The organism is Streptomyces taklimakanensis (assembly GCF_009709575.1).
Taxonomy (GTDB): domain Bacteria; phylum Actinomycetota; class Actinomycetes; order Streptomycetales; family Streptomycetaceae; genus Streptomyces; species Streptomyces taklimakanensis.
Map to the genome: position 1 here is coordinate 2,273,986 of NZ_WIXO01000001.1, position 17,793 is coordinate 2,291,778.

The window sequence follows — 17,793 nt, forward strand, 5'->3', positions numbered from 1 at the left end:
CCGAAAAGGAGTCTCCTGGTAGGAGAGTGGGAGGAGGTTCCCATGATCGACCCCAGGATCCCCACGGCTGCCCCCACCACCCCGACCACCGCGTCACGGGGCGGCCACGAGGAGTACTCCTTCGCCTGCATGCGCTGCGGGTACGGCTGGGAGCAGGCGTATGAGATCCGACACCACACCGACCTGGACGGACGCCCGTTCGTCACCTACCACGACCCCGCCGACGGGCGGCGCGTGCCGTCGCCGCTGACGCGTCCGGTGTGCCCGAACTGCGAGACGCACGTGGTGCGGATCATGCGGCCGGGGCGGGTGTCCTCGGCCGAGCACGCCCCACCCCCCGGGTGACCGCGCGCGGACGCGGGGCGCGAGGCGGCCGGTGAAGGCGCGCGGAAGCGCGTCCTAGGATCGCGTGCATGGAGAAGTCCGCGAAGCCGACGAGCGCCGCGAAGTCGGCGAAGCCCGTGCAGCCCGCGCCGCCGCCCGTACCGCTGGACGTGCCGGTCGCCGACTCGCACACCCACCTCGACATGCAGGACGCCACGGTCGAGGAGGCGATCGCGGCGGCGGCCGCCGTGGGCGTGACGACCCTGGTCCAGGTCGGCTGCGACCTGGAGCGCTCCCGCTGGTCGGCCGAGGCCGCGGCCGGTCACGACGCCGTGTGGGCCACCGTCGCCCTGCACCCCAACGAGGCGCCGCGGCTGGAGGCGGAAGGGGGCCGCGGGGCCCTGGACGAGGCGTTGGACGGCATCGCCGAACTGGCCGCCCGCCCGGAGGTCCTGGGCGTGGGCGAGACCGGACTGGACCACTACCGCACCGGCGAGGGGGGCCGCGCCGCCCAGGAGTACTCCTTCCGCCGCCATGTCGAGCTGGCCAAACGGCTGGGCAAGGCGCTGGTCATCCACGACCGGGACGCCCACGAGGACGTGCTGCGCGTCCTGGAGGAGGAGGGGGCGCCCGAGAGGACCGTCTTCCACTGCTTCTCCGGCGACGCGGAGATGGCCGGGGTGTGCGCGCGGAAGGGGTACTTCATGTCCTTCGCGGGGAACGTCACCTTCAAGAACGCCCAGCCGCTGCGCGACGCCCTGGCCGTCGCCCCGCCCGAGCTGCTGCTGGTGGAGACGGACGCGCCCTTCCTGACGCCGGCGCCGTACCGGGGACGGCCGAACGCCCCCTATCTGATCCCGTACACGCTGCGCGCGATGGCCGAGGTCAAGGGCCTGTCCGTGGACACGCTCGCGGAGCACGTGGCGGCCAACGGCGTCCGCGCCTTCGGCTGGTGACGCCGAGGTCGCCGCAGGGCCGCCGCGGGGGCGGCGCGGAGGCTCCCGCGTGCGCCGGGAGCGCCGGCCGGAGCGGGGACCGAACGCTTTTCACACCTGTGGGTAGTCGTACGACTTGGGAGAGTGACGCACACTCCGCTAGGGTCCCGGCCCGCCACCCGGACCGCTTGGGAGTACGTCGTGAGCCACCCGCAGGGGATCCAGCAGTACGCGTACGCGTACCCCTCCGCACCTCCGCACCGGCCGTGGCCGTACCCGGAGGACGGCCCGGAGCACGGGCCCGGATACGAGCGGAACCCGTACGACACCTACCGGCCCGCGTACGAGTCCGGCCCCGGGTACGAGCCGTACGGCGGCGGTTACGGCCCCCCTCCCCCGTACGACGACGCGTGTCCGGACGGCGGTCACGGCGCGCCCGGCGCGCACACCCAGCACACCGAGCACACCGAGCACACCCGGCACACCGAACTGCCGGAGGGCCCCCCGGAACCGCTCGCGGCGCCCGAACCGACCTGGGTGGCCGGGGCGTACGCGCCCCCCGCCCCGATGCCCCGCCAGGCCGGCGGCGGCCGGGCCGCCGCACGCCGCGCCGCGCGGGAGCGGAAGGCCGGCCGGTTCCCCGAGGACCTGCGCAGACTGGTGCCGCAGGCGTGCGTCGTCGCCTTCCTGGCGGGCGGCACCTCGGCCTTCGTCGCCGACGACAAGGCCGTCGAGCTGACGGTCGAGGGGAAGCCCCGCACCCTGCACACCTTCGCCGACGACGTCTCCGAGCTGCTGGCCGACGAGGGCGTGCGGATCGGCGCGCACGACGCCGTCTCCCCCGCCCCCGGCGAACCGCTCGCCCACGGCGACCGCGTCACCGTCCGCTACGGCCGTCCCCTGGTCCTCACCCTGGACGGCCACCGGCGGCGGGTGTGGACCACCGCCCGCACCGTGGCCGAGGCGCTGCGCGACGTCGGGGTGCGCACCGAGGGGGCGTACCTGTCGGTGCCCGGCGACCGGTCCGTCGGACGCTACGGGCTGACGCTGACGGTGCGCACCGAGCGGGCCGTGACCGTCCTGGCCGACGGACGCGAGCGCACCGTCCGCACCAACGCCGCGACCGTGCGCGAGGTGCTGGACGCGGCGGACGTGGAGCTGCGCGGCGAGGACACCGTCTCCGTCCCCCTGGACTCCTTCCCGCGCGAGGGCCAGACCGTCACCGTCCTGCGCGTCACCGAGACCGAGCAGGTGCACGACGAGCCCATCCCGTTCCCCACCGAACGGCGCGCGGACCCGACCCTGCCGCGGGGCACGGAGGTGGTGGACCGGGAGGGCTCGCCGGGACTGCGGCGGACGACGTACCGGGTGCGCACGGTCAACGGCGTGCGGCAGGAGCCGCGGCACACCGGCACCAAGGTGGTGCGCGAGCCCACGCCGCGGATCGTGCGCGTGGGCACCAAGGAGCCGCCCTCCTCCGTGCGCGGCGCCGACCACCTGGACTGGGAGGCCCTGGCCCGCTGCGAGTCCGGCGGGCGCCCGGACGCGGTGGACCCCTCCGGCACCCACGGGGGGCTGTACCAGTTCGACACCCCCACCTGGCGGAGCCTGGGCGGGAAGGGCCGCCCGCAGGACGCCCCGCCGGCCGAGCAGACCTACCGGGCGAAGAAGCTGTACGTGCAGAAGGGCGCGAGCCCGTGGCCGGTGTGCGGCCGTAAACTGCACCGGTGAGCTCAGTCCCCGTCCCTCCCGTCTCCCCCGGCGCCGACCCGCTCCTGGGGCCCGCCGACGTCCGCGAGCTGGCCGCCGCGCTGGGCGTGCGCCCCACCAAGCAGCGCGGCCAGAACTTCGTCATCGACGCCAACACCGTCCGCCGGATCGTGCGGACCGCGCGGGTGACGTCCGAGGACGTGGTGGTCGAGGTCGGTCCGGGCCTGGGGTCGCTGACGCTGGCGCTGCTCGGGCAGGCCGCGTGGGTGACGGCGGTGGAGATCGACGACGTGTTGGCGACGGCGCTGCCCGCGACGGTCTCGGCCCGGCTGCCCGACCGCGCCGACCGCTTCGCGCTCGTCCACCACGACGCGATGCGCGTCACCGAACTGCCCGGCCCGGCACCCACCGCGCTGGTCGCCAACCTGCCCTACAACGTCGCCGTGCCCGTGCTGCTGCACATGCTGGCGACGTTCCCGAGCATCGAGCACGGTCTGGTGATGGTCCAGTCGGAGGTGGCCGACCGGCTCGCCGCCGAGCCCGGCTCCAGGGTGTACGGGGTGCCGTCGGTGAAGGCCGCCTGGTACGCCGAGGTGAGGCGGGCCGGGGCGATCGGGCGGAACGTGTTCTGGCCCGCGCCCAACGTGGACTCCGGGCTGGTGTCGCTGGTGCGGCGGGAGCCGCCGCGCACCGGCGCCCGCCGCGAGGAGGTCTTCGCCGTGGTGGACGCCGCCTTCGCGCAGCGCCGCAAGACGCTGCGGGCGGCGTTGGCGGGCTGGGCCGGTTCGGCCGCCGCGGCCGAGGAGGCGCTGCGGGCGGCGGGGGTCGATCCCCGGGCCCGGGGGGAGTCGTTGACGATCGAGGACTTCGCGGCCGTCGCGGAGCGGAAGGGCACCATCGCATGAGCACCGTCCAGGGTGCGGGGACCGCCGCGCGGACGCCGGTCACCGTACGCGTCCCCGCCAAGGTCAACGTGCAGCTCGCGGTCGGCGGGCTGCGGCCGGACGGCTTCCACGACCTGGCGAACGTCTTCCTCGCCGTCGATCTGTACGACGAGGTCACCGCCTCCCCCGCGGAGCCGGGTGAGGGGCCCTCCGTCACCTGTCGGGGACCGGACACCGACCAGGTGCCGCTGGACCGCACCAACCTGGCCGTGCGCGCCGCCGACGCGCTCGCCCTGCGGCACGGCCGTTCACCGGACGTCCGGCTCCACATCCGCAAGGAGATCCCCGTCGCGGGCGGCATGGCGGGGGGCAGCGCGGACGCGGCGGGGGCCCTGCTGGCGTGCGACGCGCTGTGGGGCACCCGCACCCCGCGCGAGGAGTTGCTCGCCCTCTGCGCCGAGTTGGGGTCGGACGTGCCGTTCTCCCTGGTCGGCGGGGCGGCCCTGGGGCGGGGCCGGGGCGAGTTGCTGACGCCGCTCGACGTCGGCGGCTCCTTCCACTGGGTGTTCGCCGTCGCCGACGGCGGGCTGTCCACCCCGGCCGTCTACCGCGAGTGCGACCGGCTGCGCCGGGAACGCGGCCCCGGCGCGGGCGTCGACGCCGTCCCCGAGCCCGAGCCCTCCCCCGTCCTGCTGGCCGCGCTGCGCTCCGGGGACGCCAAGCTGCTGGCCGCGAACCTCGCCAACGACCTCCAGCCCGCGGCGATCTCGCTGTTGCCCTCCCTCGACGACACCCTGGCCGTGGGGACGGAGGCCGGCGCGCTGGCCGCGCTGGTCTCCGGCTCCGGGCCGACCTGCGCGTTCCTGGCCGAGGACGCCGCCTCGGCGACGGAGATCGCCCGGGTGCTGCGCGCCGAGGACGTCTGCCGCGCCGCCCACACCGCCACGGGCCCGGCGCCGGGCGCGACGGTGCTGCCTCCGGCGGAGTGAGCAGGGGCGTCCGGGGCGCGAGGCGGCCGGGTGCGGGCGGTGGTCCGGTTGCCGGTGGCGCGGGCGGGCCGCCCCGCGCGGTGAGGGCGGGACGGGAGAGGGAACGACGGGGCCCCGCCGGGCGCGTTCGCGCCCGACGGGGCCCCCACCACTACCGATGGCGCCGAGGATGCGGCCCGGCGGATCGGGGTCACCGGTGTCAGCGGAAGTTCACGTCGCTGCACAGGTAGTAGGACTGGTCCATGTGCGAGGCCTGCCAGATCGTGAAGACGATGTGGCGTCCGCTGCGGCCCGGGGCGCTGACGTCGAAGGAGATGTTCTGGGCGGGGGCGTAGCGACCCGTGGTCTTCACCAGTTCCAGGTCGTCCCAGCCCAGTGCCTCGCGGGTGGCGTCGAAGCCCTGCTTGGTGACGTAGACGCGGAAGAAGTCCGCGCCGTGGCTGGCCTGGTCGTACAGGTGCATCGTGAAGTTGGTGCGGACGTCCGTCGTCTTCCACGGACCGACGGCGTCCAGGGAGCGGTAGCGTCCGCCCTCGGCGAGGCCGCCGCTGCAGAGCCGGCCGTCGGGGAGGGCCGCCTGGAAGTTGCCGCCGACCCCGTTCTTGTACAGGCCGTTCCAGTTCCACATGGCGTTGGGGTTGTCCTGCCACGCCTGCCAGCACATCGGGTCTTCCTGCTGCATGGCGGGGTTCAGGTGGTCGCTGCCCCAACGCTCCCAGCAGCTGTAGGCCCGGAAGGCGGGATTGACGATCCCGCCGTGTGCGGAGGCGTCGTTCGTCCAGGGGATCAGGGCCAGGATCCCGGCGAAGAGCGCCACTAAGACGCGGACGGTCCAGCGGGGCGATTCAACCCGTTCATGACAATGCATTGTGCGGTCTCCGTTTTCCGGTGTGGGGTTCCCGGGCTATGGGAGCGCTCCCATGTCACGTGGGCTTTACCCGACGACACGGAGTGGAAACCTCCGGACCCCTAGGGTGGCCGAAATCCCAGGGTTGGCCGAAACGCCGAAATGCCGGGTTCATCGGCACCGCCCCGCCCGTCACGGCCCGGCGACCGCCACGGCGTCCGCGTCAGTCGCCGCCTCGGGCCTCCTCGCCCCCCAGGGCACGGCGCAGTCCGAGGTTGGAGGTCAACAGTCCGCCGTCCACCGGAAGGGTGACCCCGGTGATCCAGGAGGCGTCGGACGAGGCGAGGAAGGCGACGGCCGCGGCGATGTCCTCGGGACGCCCCACCCGGCCCAGCGGATACTCCCGGGCCGCGCGCTCCAGCGCCTCGTCCCTCCCCTCCCAGGCCGGTGTGGCGATGGTGCCCGGCGCGACCAGGTTGACCCGCACGCCCCGGGGCGCGGCGTGCCCGGCCAGGGTGCGGGTGAGGGAGGCCAGGCCCGCCTTGGCCGCGCTGTAGGCGTGCCCCCCGAAGTCCCGCTCGCCGTTGACCGACCCGACGCTGACGATCGCCCCGCGCCGGTCCAAAGCGGCGGCCAGGTGGGGCAGGGCGGCCCGGACGCAGCGGAACGCGCCGGTGAGCGTGAGGTCCAGGTCCCGCTGCCACTCCTCCTCCGAGGCATCCTCGAAGAGCGGGGCGTCGGGGTGGATGCCGTAGGCGTTGTTGACCAGGACGTCCAGGCCGCCGAAGCGCTCCACCGCGTACCCCACGGCCGCCCGCACCGAGTCGCCGTCGCCCACGTCGCAGACGGTGTGACCGGCCTGCCCGCCCGCCTCGGCCACCTCGCGGGCCGTGCGCTCGGCCCGTTCGCCGTCGACGTCGGTGGCCAGCACCCGGGCGCCCTCGGCGGCCAACCGCCGGCAGACCGCCGCGCCGATGCCCTGCCCGGCGCCGGTGACCAGCGCCGCGTACCCCTGGAGACGTCCCTCGAATCGCCGCATCGGGTCAGCGTAAGGCCGTGATCAGCCCTCTGTCGCCACCCTGTGCAGGGCCCGGACGAGAGCACCGGCGCGCGGATCCGACGTGACCGACGTGCGGAGGGAGTTGGTCACGTAGGCGAAGGCCAGGGAGCTCTCGGGGTCGGCGAAGGCCAGCGATCCGCCCCGGCCCGGGTGTCCGAAGGAGCCGGGGCCGAGCATCGGGCAGGACGGCCCGTGGAGCATGTAGCCCAGCCCGAAGCGGGTGGCGACCCGCAGGACGCGGTCGGGGCCCGCCGATTCCTCGGTGCGGGCCTGGGTGAGGGTGGCGGGGGCGTACAGCCGTCTGGTGCCGTCTGACAGATCACCGATGAGCGCGGCGTAGAAACGGGCCAGGGAACGGGCGGTGGCCACACCGCCGGAGGCGGCGAACCCGGCGGCCCGGTAGGCGGGGGCGTTCTCGTCGGGCTGGGGATCGATGGTGCCGAAGGCGCGGCGGGTGAGGGAGTCCGGATCGCGCCACGCCTCGACGACCTCGCGCTTGGGGCGGACCCGCGGCCCCGCGGAGGCCGGCGCGGGCGGGGCCTCCACCTCCGCGATCCGACCGACCCGGTGGGCCTGGTCCTCGGGCAGGCCGATCCACACGTCGAGGCCGAGCGGCGCGGCCACCTCGTCGGCGAACCAGCGGCCCAGGGAGCGTCCCGTGACCCGTCTGACGACCTCGCCCAGCAGCCAGCCGTAGGTCTGCGCGTGGTAGCCGTGCGCGGTGCCCGGCTCCCACGCGGGTTCCTGGGCGGCGACGGCGGCCGGACCGGAGACGCCGTCGAGGGCCTGCTCGGGGGTGAGCGGAGCGTCGAGGGCGGGCAGTCCCGCGCGGTGGGTGAGCAGGTGGCGGACCGGGACGCGCTCCTTGCCCGCCGCCTTGAACTCCGGCCAGTAGGTGCCCACCGGGGCGTCCAGGTCCAGCCGTCCGCGCTGGTGGAGCAGGTGGAGGACGGCGGCGGCCGGTCCCTTGGTGACGGACCGGACGACCTGGGCGGTTCCCTCGGTCCACGGCTGCCGCCCGTCGGGGTCGGCCAGGCCGCCCCACAGATCGACGACCTTGTGCCCGTCCCGGTAGACGGCCACGGCCGCGCCGCGGTCGCCGCGTTCGGTCAGGTTGGCGCGGAAGGCGTCGCGGACCGGCTCGTAGCCGTCCGCGACCGTGCCCTGGACGTCCGCCACTGTGGTTCTGCTCCCGCCGGTCGGAAAGGTGGTGTGTGCTCCCCCATCGTCCTATGTGGGAGGAGGCGCCACCGACCTGGGGTCGGATCCGGCGGCGACGACGACCGGACGGGGCGCGCGGGGCGGACGGGCACGGAGAGGGAACGGAAAGGGCACGGGAGGGGCACGGGAGGGGGCACGGAGGCCGTTTCGCCACCCTCGGGTTTGGCCTCCACCACCAGGGAAGGCGGAGAAATACCCGACCTTCACGGAACCCTCACGAAACCCGTCGTGATTACCCACGGTAGGGCGTCATGAAAACGCCTCGACGGGGACGAAGGAAAGCAGGCCCCCCCGGAAGGAGCATCCGATGCCCGCAGTTGTCGACCACACCGTCCAGGCCCGTCTGATCACCGTCCCGTCGGTCACCCGCGAGATCGCCGTGGGACTGCGCTACGACCGGCACGATCCCTTCGCCGTGCAGTTGGTCTTCCCCTCCGAGGTCTCGCTCGACGGCCAGGAGGTCGCCTGGGTGTTCTCCCGCGAGCTGCTGGAGAACGGCATGCGCGCCCGGGTGGGACCGGGGGACGTGAACGTCCGGCCGTCCGGAGCGGAGAAGACCGTCATCGAGCTGCGCGCCCCGGAGGGAGTGGCGGTGGTCGAGTTCGACACCGGCCACCTGCTGCGCTTCCTGCACGGCACGTACGAGCTGGTGCCGTCCGGCACGGAGCACATGGAGCTGGACCTCGACCGGGGGCTGACGTCCCTGCTCGGTTGAGTCCCGGCCCCCCTCTCCCCTCTCCCGGTTCCTCCCTTCCCCGCTCCGCTCCGCTCGGCGCGCGGTCGGGGCGCGGAACCCCGCGGTGAGACCCGGATCACACCAGCCGGCGCGGTGCCCCCCGAAGTTGCCGCAGGTGGTTCCGCTGTCGACCATGGGAGGGGTGACCGCGACATCCGGATCCCCAGGCCCTTCCACCCCGGTGGCCCCGACCTCCGCGGGTTCCGCCCGCCTTCCCGGCCCGTCCGGCTCCCCGGGCGCCTACCTCAGGTTTCCGCACCTGCACGGCGAGCTGATCTGCTTCACCGCGGAGGACGACCTGTGGCTCGCCCCGCTCGCCCCCGAGGCGAGGACCCCGCCGCGCGCCTGGCGACTGACGGTGGACCGCACCCGGATCGGACACCCGCGCTTCTCCCCCGACGGCCGCCACATCGCGTACACGAGCTGGCGCAGCCTCGACCCGGAGGTGCACCTCACCTCCGTCGACGGAGGTCCCTCGCGGCAGCTGACGTACTGGGGCGCCGTCGACACCGAGGTGTGCGGCTGGACGCCCGACGGAAACGTGCTGGCCGTGGCCTCGCACGGGCAGCCCTTCTCCCACTTCGCCTGGGCCTACCGACTGCCCACGGACGGCGACCCCGGTGAGCGGCTGCCCTGGGGTCCGGTGTCCCACATCGCCGTCGCCGACCTGGCGGGCGAGCGCCGCACACTGCTGCTGACCGGCAAGCCGCCGCACGAGCCCGCCGCCTGGAAGCGCTACCGGGGCGGGGCGATGGGGCGGCTGTGGCTGGAGGGCGAGCGGCTGGTGCCGGATCTGGAGGGGCACCTGGACTGCCCCATGATCGTCGCCGGTCGGATCGCGTTCCTCTCCGACCACGAGGGCGTCGGCAACCTCTACTCCTGCCGCCCCGACGGCACCGACCTGCGCCGCCACACCGACCACGCCGACTTCTACGCCCGCCACGCCTCCACCGACGGCGAGCGCGTGGTCTACCAGTGCGCGGGCGAACTGTGGCTGGTGGACGACTTCTCCCCGCACGCCCGACCGCGCCGGCTGCCGGTGCGACTGGGCGGGCCGCGCGCCGGACGCCGCCCCTACCAGGTGTCGGCCGCCGGCCACGTGAACTCCCTGGCCGTGGACACCACCGGACGGGCCAGCGCGGTGGGGGTACGCGGCAGCCTGTACTGGCTCACCCACCGCGACGGCCCCGCGCGGGTGATCGCCGACACCCCCGGGGTACGCGCGCGGCTGCCGGAGATGCTGGGGTCCACCGGACGGATCGCCTACGTCACCGACGCGGAGGGCGAGGACGCGGTGGAGATCGCCTACCTGCCGCGGGCCAGCGGCGGACGGGAACCGCGACGGGTGGCGTCCGGGCGGCTGGGACGGGTGCACGAGCTGGTCGCCTCCCCGGACGGGGCCACCCTCGCCGTCGCCTCGCACGACGGCCGGCTGCTGCTGGTGCCCACCGGCACCGACGCCACCGAGACCGAAGGCACCGCCGACACCACCGACACCACCGAGGTCGTCGAGCTGGTCCGCTCCGAGGCCGGCCCGGTGCGCCACCTGGCCTTCTCCCCCGACTCCCAGTGGCTGGCCTGGGCCCAGCCCGGCACCGGCGGCATGCTCGGCCACATCCGGATCGCCCGCCTGTCCGACCGCACGATCCTGGACGTCACCGAGGGCCGCTTCGAGGACGAACAGCCCGTCTTCACCCGGGACGGCCGCTACCTGGCCTTCCTCTCCTGGCGCGGCTTCGACCCGGTCTACGACGTGCACACCGGCGACCTCTCCTTCCCGCTGGGCTGCCGCCCCTACCTGGTGCCGCTCTCCTCGGCCACGCCCTCGCCGTTCGCGCTCTCCCCCGAGGGCCGCCCGGCCGCCGGCGGGCTGGACCCGGACGCGCTCGGCGAGCCGCCCGGCGAGGAGGGCACGGTGCTGGTGGAGGCCGAGGGACTGGCCAGCCGGGTCACCCCGTTCCCCGTGGCGGCCTCGAAGTACTCCTCGCTCCAGCCGGTCGCCGGCGGCGGCCTGGTGTGGCTGCGCTGGCCGATCTCCGGGGCGCTGGGCGAGACCTTCGCCAACCCCGCCGACACCTCCGGCCGTCCCACCCTGGAGCACTTCGACCTGATCAAGGCCAAGCGGACCGAGCTGACCAGCGACATCGACTGGTTCGCCGTCAGCGGCGACGGCACCCGTCTGGTGGTCAACGACGACGGCGACCTGCGGGCCGTCCCGGCCGACGAGAGGGCCGACGGCGACTCCACCACCCATCTGGACCTGCGCCGCATCCTGCACGACGTCGATCCCTGCGCGGAGTGGCGACAGGCCTTCGACGAGGCGGGCCGGATCATGCGGTCGTACTTCTGGGACCCGGGGATGTCCGGCGTCGACTGGAAGGCGATCCTCGACCAGTACCGTCCGCTGGTGGAGCGGGTCGCCTCGCCGGACGAGTTCGCCGACCTGCTCCGCGAGACGGTGGGCGAGCTGGGCACCTCCCACGCGTACGTCTCGGCCGCCCGCCGCAACGAGGGGCCGGCCCACTACCAGCGGCCCATCGGTCTGCTGGGCACCGACCTCGCCCGTGACGAGCGGGGCCGCTGGCGGGTGGCGCGCATCCTGCCCGGCGACTCCTCCGACTCCCGGGCCCGCTCGCCCCTGGCGGGCTCCGGCGTCCGCGAGGGCGCGGTGCTCACCCACGTCGACGGGCGGCCGGTGGACCCGGTGACCGGTCCGTTCCCGCTGCTGGCCGCCGCCGGCGGCACCACCGTGGAGCTGGCCTTCCTCACCACCGGGCCCGGCGAGTCGCCGGACGCGGAGCCGACCCGCCCCAGGCGGGTGGCCGTCGTCCCCCTGATCGACGAGCGTCCGCTGCGCTACCAGGACTGGGTGAGCAGGCGGCGGGCGGTGGTGCGGGAGCTGAGCGGCGGGAAGTGCGGCTACCTGCACATCCCGGACATGGGCGGCTCGGGCTGGGCGCAGTTCAACCGCGACCTGCGCATGGAGGTCTCCCGGCCCGCGCTGATCGTGGACGTGCGCGGCAACGCGGGCGGCCACATCAGCGACCTGGTGGTGGAGGCGCTGACCCGGACCGTCCTCGGCTGGGACCTGGTGCGTGACGCCCAGCCCGTCAGCTACGCCTCCAACGCCCCGCGCGGTCCGGTCGTGGCGCTGGCCGACGAGGCCACCGCGTCCGACGGCGACATGATCACCGCGGCGTTCCGGCTGCTGGGGATCGGTCCGGTCGTCGGCACCCGCACCTGGGGCGGGGTGGTCGGGATGACCGGCCGGCACCGGCTCGGCGACGGCACGGTGATCACGGTGCCGATGAACGCGGCGTGGTTCGACGAGTACAAGTGGTCAGTGGAGAACCACGGCGTGGAGCCCGACATCGAGATCCCGCGCACGCCGACGGACTGGGCCGAGGACCGCTACCCGATGCTGGAGACGGCCGTGCGCACCGCCCTGGACCTGTTGGAGCGGCACCCGGCCGCCGAACCGCCCGGCTACGACGACGTCCCCGACCGCAGCCGCCCGCCGCTGCCGCCCCGTCCGGGAGCGTGAGCCGTCCGGCGTGCGGTGTTCGCGGCGCCGTGCGGTCGGCGGGCGCGCGGGGCCCGTGGAGCCCCGTGGAGTCAGCCCTCGGCGCGGGCCTTCTCGTCCGCCGCGCCGCCCGCGCCGACCAGGCCGCGCACACCGCCCGAGGCGGCCAGTCGGGGCGCGAAGTGCCGCATCTCGCGCTCCCCGACCCGGCCGATGATCCCGGGCAGGTGGCCTCGGACGGACTGCATGCCGCGCAGCCACCACTGCCCGTAGACGTGGAACGAGCGGCGCTCGATGCCCGCGACGATCCGGTCCACGGCCGGGCCCAACGGGTACGTCCGGTTGGTCGGCCAGGGCAGCCGACCGCGCAGGTCGCGCATCACCTCGTCCTGGTCGGCGCCGCGCACCATGTCGGTGTCCGTCCAGCTCAGGTAGCCCACGCCGACGCGGACGCCCTGGTGGCCGACCTCCGCGCGGAGGCTGTGCGCGAAGGCCTCCACACCCGACTTGGAAGCGCAGTAGGCCGTCATCATCGGCGCCGGGGTGATCGAGGCGAGCGAGGCGATCTGGAGGAGGTAGCCGCGCGACTCGATCAGGGCGGGCAGGAAGGCGCGCGCGGTGGTGACGCTGCCGAGCAGGTTGACCTCGATGACGCGGCGCCAGGCGGACTCGTCGGAGTCGACGAACGGCCCGCCGGTGGCCACCCCGGCGTTGGCCACCACGATGTCCACCGTGCCGAAGCGTTCCCCGACCTCACGGGCGACCCGGGACATGGCCTCGTGGTCGGTGACGTCGGCGTGCCAGTGCGCGGATTCCGTCGGCAGCGCCGCCGCGACCTTCTCCAGTTCGTCCGGCTCCAGGCCGACCAGCGCGATCCGCGCGCCGCGCGCCGCCAGCTTGCGGGCGAGCAGCGCGCCCACGCCCCGGGCGGCGCCCGTCACCACCGCGACCCGGCCCTGCAGGCTCCAGCGTGCCATCTACGACAACTCCTTCTCGGCTGAGGGGGCGGACGAGGGGGCGCCCTGCGTCAGGTGGTCGCGCGCCAGGGCCGCCACGGCGTCGGCGACGGTCTGCGGCGCCTCGATGGGGGACATGTGTCCCAGGCCGGGCAGTTCGGTGAGCCCGACGCAGTTCGGCAGGGCCTCCACCAGGCGGCGGGCGTGCACCGGCGGGGTGAGCCGGTCCTTCTCGCCCGCGATGACGGCCGTGGGCACGTCCAGGTCGGCGAGGTTCGCCTCCAGGTCGAGCACCGCCAGGACGTCCCTGGCCCAGGAGGCGCGCACCCGGCGCGGACAGGCGTGGACGATGCGGGCGCACGCCTCGATCTGCTCGCGGGTGGCGGCGGGGCCCATCGTGGCGTACCGCAGGAGCTTCCGGCCCAGGGGCGTCACCGGCCCCAGTGGCAGGTCGGAGCCGAGGACGGCCTTCTGGACGCGGTAGCGCAGCCCGCCGGCCCGCAGCGGCGCCACCGTGGACTCGTGCAGCAGCCGGGAGCCGCCGGTGTTGCACAGCAGGGCGGCGGCGACGCGTTCGCGCACCTGGGGACGGCCGGCCGCCGCCATGATCGTCATGCCGCCCATGGAGTGCCCGACGACGACGGCCCGGGAGCCGGCGGCCGCCAGGACGGCGCACAGGTCGTCGGCGAGCGCGGTGGTGCTGCACCCGCCGGGTCCCGGCGCCGGGGAGCGGCCGTGGCCGCGCTGGTCGTAGGCGATCACGCGGTGGTCGTCGGCCAGGCGCCGGATCACCGGGGCCCAGAAGGCGGTGGAACAGGTCCAGCCGTGGGCCAGGACGACGGTGGGGCCGTCCTCGCGGCCGTGCTCCTCGACGTGCAGTCGGGAACCGTCGGCGGAGGTCACGGTGGTGGTGTGGCGGGGCGCGGGCGGGGCGTAGGGGCCGGTGGTGACGTGGGGGGTCGCTCTCATCGGGTCGCCTCCGCCACCGGCTCGTCCGCGCCGGCCGTGCCGCCCGCGGGGCGGGCTCCGGCCCGCAGCACCTCGTACTCGGTCAGGTCCACCTGTCGGGTGACCCTGTGGAACTCGCCGGTGGTGCCGGGCCAGACGGTGGTGTTGCGGCCCTGTGCGTCCAGGTACCAACTGTCGCAGCCGCCGGTGGTCCACACCGTGCGCTTCATGCGTTCCTGGAGGCGGTCGTTCCAGGAGCGGACGGCCTCGGGGCGGGCGTCGAGCGCGGCGCGTCCGGCGCCGGCGGTGGTGAGGGTGCCGAGCTGCCGCAGGTAGTCGATCATGTAGTTGAGCTGGGCCTCGATGATCAGGATCATCGAGCTGTTCCCGAGGCCGGTGTTGGGCCCGATGATCGTCATGAAGTTGGGGAAGCCCGTGGCGGTGGAGCCGCGCAGCGCCTCCATCCCGTCCTTCCAGGACTCGGCGAGCGTGGTGCCGTCGACGCCCCTGATCCGGTGGGCGATGGGCATGTCGGTGACGTGGAAGCCGGTGCCGAAGATCACCGCGTCCACCTCGGTCTCGGTGCCGTCGGAGGCGACCAGGGTGTTGCCGCGGACCTCCTTCAGGCCGGAGGCGACGACGTCCACGTTGGGCTGGACGAGCGCCGGGTAGTAGGTGTTGGAGAGCAGGATGCGCTTGCAGCCGATGCGGTAGTCCGGCGTGAGCTTGGCGCGCAGCTCCGGGTCCTTGACGACCTTGGTCATGTGCCGCTTGGCGAGCTTCTCCACCAGCCCCATCCGGGCGGGGTGCTTGGTGAAGGCGCCGACCTGGAGTTCCCTGATCAGCCAGAGCATCCGGCGGCGCAGGGCACGGGTGGACGGCACCTTGGCGTGCAGCCGGCGCTCGAAGTCGCTGATCTCCCGGTCCATGCGCGGCATCACCCACGGCGGGGTGCGCTGGAAGACGGTGAGCCGTCCGACGACGGGCTGGATGGCCGGGACGATCTGGATGGCGGAGGCGCCGGTGCCGATCATGGCGACGCGCTTGTCGCGCAGGTCGTAGTCGTGGTCCCACCGCGCGGAGTGGAAGACCTTGCCGGTGAAGCCGTCCAGGCCGGGGATGTCGGGGATCTTGGGGTCGGAGAGCGGGCCGGTGGCGGAGACGAGCATGTCGGCGGTCAGGGTGCCGTCGGTGGTCTCGACCTCCCAGCGCAGCGTCTCAAAGTCCCAGCGCGCCTCGGTCACCTCCGCGCCGAAGCGGAGGTGGGGGCGGAGGCCGAAGGTGTCGGCGACCCGTTCCAGGTAGGCGCGGATGTGCTCCTGGCCGGAGAAGTTCCGCGGCCACTCGGGATTGGGGGCGAAGGAGAAGGAGTACAGGTGGGAGGGGACGTCGCAGGCGCACCCGGGGTAGCTGTTGTCCCGCCAGGTGCCGCCCACGGAGTCGCGGCGCTCCAGGACCACGAAGTCCGTGACGCCCGCGCGGCGCAGCCGGACGGCGGCACCCAGGCCGCCGAACCCCGATCCGATCACCGCCACCCGTACGTGTTCGTGTCCGGTCATGCCGCCTCCCGACTCTGCGCTCTCGCGGACCCATCACGCCAGTAATCACTGGCGTGATGGGAGAGTAGAGCAGGACCGTACCGGTGGGTAGGGGGTCGACGGGGAAAGTTACCGCCGGTTGCACCTCCGTGGCCGGATCGTGGGCCGCCCCCGCCGCATAGGCTTCCGTCGTGGTCGACAGCGCACCGAAGGACAGCACGCCGGACGGCGGTACGCACGGGCGGGACGACGCGCCGGGGCGTCCGAGCGGTCCGGACCGTCCGGACGGTCCGGAACAGCCGGCCGCACGGGAGGCGGAGGCACCGGACCCGGACGGACGGGCACCCGTCGAGTACCGCACCGCCGAACTCGCCAGGGCCGCGGGCATCACCGTGCGCACCCTGCGGTTCTACCGCGAGCGCAAGCTCCTCCCGCCGCCGCGCCGCGAGGGCCGCATCGCCTGGTACAACGAGCACCACCTCGCCCGACTGCGGACGATCTCCGAACTGCTGGCCCGCGGCCACACCCTCGGCGGCATCGCCGACCTGATCGACGCCTTCGAGAAGGGGCGCGACGCGAGCCGCGCCGCCGAGCTGCTCGGCCTGGAGAGCGCCCTGACCTCGCCCTGGTCGGAGGAGACCCCCGTCCGCCTCACCCCGGAGGACCTGGCCGCCCACTTCCCCGACGAGGTCACCTCCGAGAACCTCGCCGCGGCCCTGGACCTGGGCTACATCGCGGTCGACGGCGACGAGGTCGTCCACGTCAGCCACCGTCTGCTGGACGCGTCCACCGCGCTGGTGCGCGAGGGCATACCGCTGGCCGCGGTGCTGGACGCCGGGCGCGTGGTGCGCGAGCACGCCGACGCCATCGCCGACCTGTTCACCTCCCTCGTCCGCGCCCGGCTCTTCACGGACGTCCCCACGCTCTCCCCCGCTGACCTCCGGCGGCTGAACGAGGTCATGGACCGGTTGCGTCCGCTGGCCAAACAGGTCGTCGACGCCGAGTTGGCGCTGGCCATGGACCGCCGCGTCCGCGCGGAGGTGGAGAACTGGTCCCGGCCGCGGGACGGCGCGGCGGACGCCGGGGGCACCGGGGACGCCGGGGACGCCGGGGACGATTCCGCCGGCGCCTGAACCCCGTCGCGCACCGTCCCGGCCGCGCGGGAAGGGATCGCCCGAACCCCGTTCCCCATTCCCGCCCCGTCGCTATAGTGACCGTACGTCAGAAGCGCGTGCCGGCGGCCCCACGAGAGGCCCGGCGGACCCCACGACGCCGGAGGCCGGTCCCGGCCGACGTCCCGCGCCCGTCCCCGAGCACGCCCACGTGCTCCGCCTCCTCCGCTCCCACCCACGGCCGGCGTACCCACACGCCACCGTGCCGTCGGCCCGCCGCATGTGAAGGGGATCCGTTGTCCAGCCAGTTTCCCCGCCGAACGGCCTTCTGGTCCGTCCTCGACCCGCCGGCCCGCACGGAGTTGCTCCGCCTCGGCGAGGAGCGCTCCTACGCGCCGCGCGAGGTGCTCCTGCACCAGCACGAGGAGTCCGAGCACGTCCTGGTGCTCCGCCGGGGCCATGTGAAGGTGACCGCCGCCTCCCACCTGGGGTACGAGGCCGTGCTCGGCATCCGCGACCCCGGGGACCTGCTCGGCGAGCAGGCCTGTCTGGAGGGTCGGCCGCGGTCGGCCACGGTGACCGCCCTGACCGACGCCTCGGCCCTGATCGTGCCGGCGCGGGCGTTCACCGCCGCCCAGCGCTCGATGCCCACCATCGCCACCGGGGTGCAGAGCGTGCTCTCGGCCCGGTTACGGGAGGCGGACCGGTACCGGACCGCCGTCGGCGCCGGGTCGGTGCAGGCCCGGTTGGCCTCCCTCCTGTTGGACCTGGCGGAGCGCTACGGCGCCCCGCTCGGCTCCGGCGAGACGGTGGTGCGGCTGCCTCTCTCCCAGGACGACCTGAGCGGCCTCGTCCTCAGCTCCCGACGGACGGTCAGCCGGGTCCTGGAGCAGTGGCGCCGGCAGGGCTGGGTGCGGACGGGCCGCCACCGCCTGGTGATCGGCGACCCCGACGCGCTGAAGCGGACGGCGGAGGACCACCCTCCGCGGGCGGAGTCGGCCTGACGGCCC

General features: G+C 74.5%; 14 protein-coding genes and 1 pseudogene. 9 read left to right on the top strand and 6 right to left on the bottom strand.

Annotation, left to right across the window (positions count from 1 at the left end):
• Nucleotides 1–42: 42 nt before the first annotated feature.
• The 5 genes and pseudogenes from F0L17_RS09855 to F0L17_RS09875 all read left to right on the top strand — a co-directional run.
• Nucleotides 43–339, top strand: a pseudogene (locus F0L17_RS09855) (hypothetical protein); the annotation flags it as partial.
• A 74-nt stretch (nt 340–413) separates the two neighbouring features.
• Nucleotides 414–1,280 (top strand): TatD family hydrolase, encoded by an 867-nt coding sequence (locus F0L17_RS09860; protein WP_155070775.1) that lies wholly within the window; start codon nt 414–416, stop codon nt 1,278–1,280.
• Nucleotides 1,281–1,460: 180 nt separating this feature from the next.
• The gene (locus F0L17_RS09865; RefSeq protein ID WP_338018024.1) at nt 1,461–2,990 is read left to right on the top strand and encodes a ubiquitin-like domain-containing protein; all 1,530 of its coding nucleotides are present in this window, start codon (nt 1,461–1,463) and stop codon (nt 2,988–2,990) included.
• Nucleotides 2,987–3,874: a 16S rRNA (adenine(1518)-N(6)/adenine(1519)-N(6))-dimethyltransferase RsmA gene (gene rsmA / locus F0L17_RS09870; RefSeq protein WP_162466018.1), complete on the top strand. Its 888-nt coding sequence runs from the start codon at nt 2,987–2,989 to the stop codon at nt 3,872–3,874. Before F0L17_RS09865 ends, rsmA begins: the two co-directional genes overlap by 4 nt.
• On the top strand, nt 3,871–4,842 hold the full coding sequence (locus F0L17_RS09875) for a 4-(cytidine 5'-diphospho)-2-C-methyl-D-erythritol kinase (protein WP_155070776.1): 972 nt from the start codon (nt 3,871–3,873) through the stop codon (nt 4,840–4,842). The genes rsmA and F0L17_RS09875 overlap by 4 nt, the downstream gene beginning before the upstream one ends.
• 199 nt (nt 4,843–5,041) lie before the next feature.
• On the opposite strand, the gene F0L17_RS09880 is transcribed toward F0L17_RS09875, so the two are convergent.
• From F0L17_RS09880 to F0L17_RS09890, 3 genes are all read right to left on the bottom strand, one after another.
• Entirely contained in the window at nt 5,042–5,710 is a 669-nt protein-coding gene (locus F0L17_RS09880) for a lytic polysaccharide monooxygenase auxiliary activity family 9 protein (protein WP_155070777.1), read from the bottom strand.
• Nucleotides 5,711–5,912: 202 nt separating this feature from the next.
• On the bottom strand, nt 5,913–6,728 hold the full coding sequence (locus tag F0L17_RS09885; RefSeq protein WP_155070778.1) for an SDR family NAD(P)-dependent oxidoreductase: 816 nt from the start codon (nt 6,726–6,728) through the stop codon (nt 5,913–5,915).
• Nucleotides 6,729–6,749: 21 nt separating this feature from the next.
• Nucleotides 6,750–7,928, bottom strand: coding sequence for a serine hydrolase (locus F0L17_RS09890; RefSeq protein WP_162466019.1), 1,179 nt, complete (start codon nt 7,926–7,928; stop codon nt 6,750–6,752).
• Between the two features lie 349 nt (nt 7,929–8,277).
• Between F0L17_RS09890 and F0L17_RS09895 the strand changes: the two genes are divergently transcribed.
• Together F0L17_RS09895 and F0L17_RS09900 are read left to right on the top strand one after the other, a co-directional pair.
• Entirely contained in the window at nt 8,278–8,685 is a 408-nt protein-coding gene (locus tag F0L17_RS09895; protein ID WP_155070779.1) for an SsgA family sporulation/cell division regulator, read from the top strand.
• A 154-nt stretch (nt 8,686–8,839) separates the two neighbouring features.
• Nucleotides 8,840–12,250, top strand: a complete 3,411-nt coding sequence (locus F0L17_RS09900) for a S41 family peptidase (RefSeq protein ID WP_155070780.1) — start codon at nt 8,840–8,842, stop codon at nt 12,248–12,250.
• Nucleotides 12,251–12,321: 71 nt separating this feature from the next.
• Here F0L17_RS09900 and F0L17_RS09905 read toward each other — a convergent pair whose 3' ends face one another.
• From F0L17_RS09905 to F0L17_RS09915, 3 genes are read right to left on the bottom strand one after another with little or no spacing between them, the layout of a single operon-like run.
• The gene (locus F0L17_RS09905) at nt 12,322–13,206 is read right to left on the bottom strand and encodes an SDR family oxidoreductase (RefSeq protein ID WP_155070781.1); all 885 of its coding nucleotides are present in this window, start codon (nt 13,204–13,206) and stop codon (nt 12,322–12,324) included.
• Entirely contained in the window at nt 13,207–14,154 is a 948-nt protein-coding gene (locus F0L17_RS09910; RefSeq protein WP_155070782.1) for an alpha/beta fold hydrolase, read from the bottom strand.
• A complete protein-coding gene (locus F0L17_RS09915; RefSeq protein WP_155070783.1) occupies nt 14,151–15,692 on the bottom strand; it encodes a flavin-containing monooxygenase in 1,542 nt (513 codons plus the stop codon). The genes F0L17_RS09910 and F0L17_RS09915 overlap by 4 nt, the downstream gene beginning before the upstream one ends.
• Before the next feature lie 365 nt (nt 15,693–16,057).
• On the opposite strand from F0L17_RS09915, the gene F0L17_RS09920 reads away from it, so the two are divergent.
• Together F0L17_RS09920 and F0L17_RS09925 are read left to right on the top strand one after the other, a co-directional pair.
• Nucleotides 16,058–16,804, top strand: coding sequence for a MerR family transcriptional regulator (locus F0L17_RS09920; RefSeq protein WP_420802469.1), 747 nt, complete (start codon nt 16,058–16,060; stop codon nt 16,802–16,804).
• Nucleotides 16,805–17,079: 275 nt separating this feature from the next.
• Entirely contained in the window at nt 17,080–17,787 is a 708-nt protein-coding gene (locus tag F0L17_RS09925; protein WP_155070784.1) for a Crp/Fnr family transcriptional regulator, read from the top strand.
• The last annotated feature ends 6 nt before the right edge of the window (nt 17,788–17,793 follow it).

Excerpts from the sequence above, each read along its gene's own strand:
- F0L17_RS09895 (WP_155070779.1), top strand. The coding sequence starts at position 8,278 with ATGCCCGCAGTTGTCGACCACACCGTCCAGGCCCGTCTGATCACCGTC.
- F0L17_RS09875 (WP_155070776.1), top strand. The coding sequence starts at position 3,871 with ATGAGCACCGTCCAGGGTGCGGGGACCGCCGCGCGGACGCCGGTCACC.
- F0L17_RS09860 (WP_155070775.1), top strand. The coding sequence starts at position 414 with ATGGAGAAGTCCGCGAAGCCGACGAGCGCCGCGAAGTCGGCGAAGCCC.
- F0L17_RS09885 (WP_155070778.1), bottom strand. The coding sequence starts at position 6,728 with ATGCGGCGATTCGAGGGACGTCTCCAGGGGTACGCGGCGCTGGTCACC.
- F0L17_RS09905 (WP_155070781.1), bottom strand. The coding sequence starts at position 13,206 with ATGGCACGCTGGAGCCTGCAGGGCCGGGTCGCGGTGGTGACGGGCGCC.
- F0L17_RS09910 (WP_155070782.1), bottom strand. The coding sequence starts at position 14,154 with ATGAGAGCGACCCCCCACGTCACCACCGGCCCCTACGCCCCGCCCGCG.
- F0L17_RS09900 (WP_155070780.1), top strand. The coding sequence starts at position 8,840 with ATGGGAGGGGTGACCGCGACATCCGGATCCCCAGGCCCTTCCACCCCG.
- F0L17_RS09915 (WP_155070783.1), bottom strand. The coding sequence starts at position 15,692 with ATGACCGGACACGAACACGTACGGGTGGCGGTGATCGGATCGGGGTTC.
- F0L17_RS09880 (WP_155070777.1), bottom strand. The coding sequence starts at position 5,710 with ATGCATTGTCATGAACGGGTTGAATCGCCCCGCTGGACCGTCCGCGTC.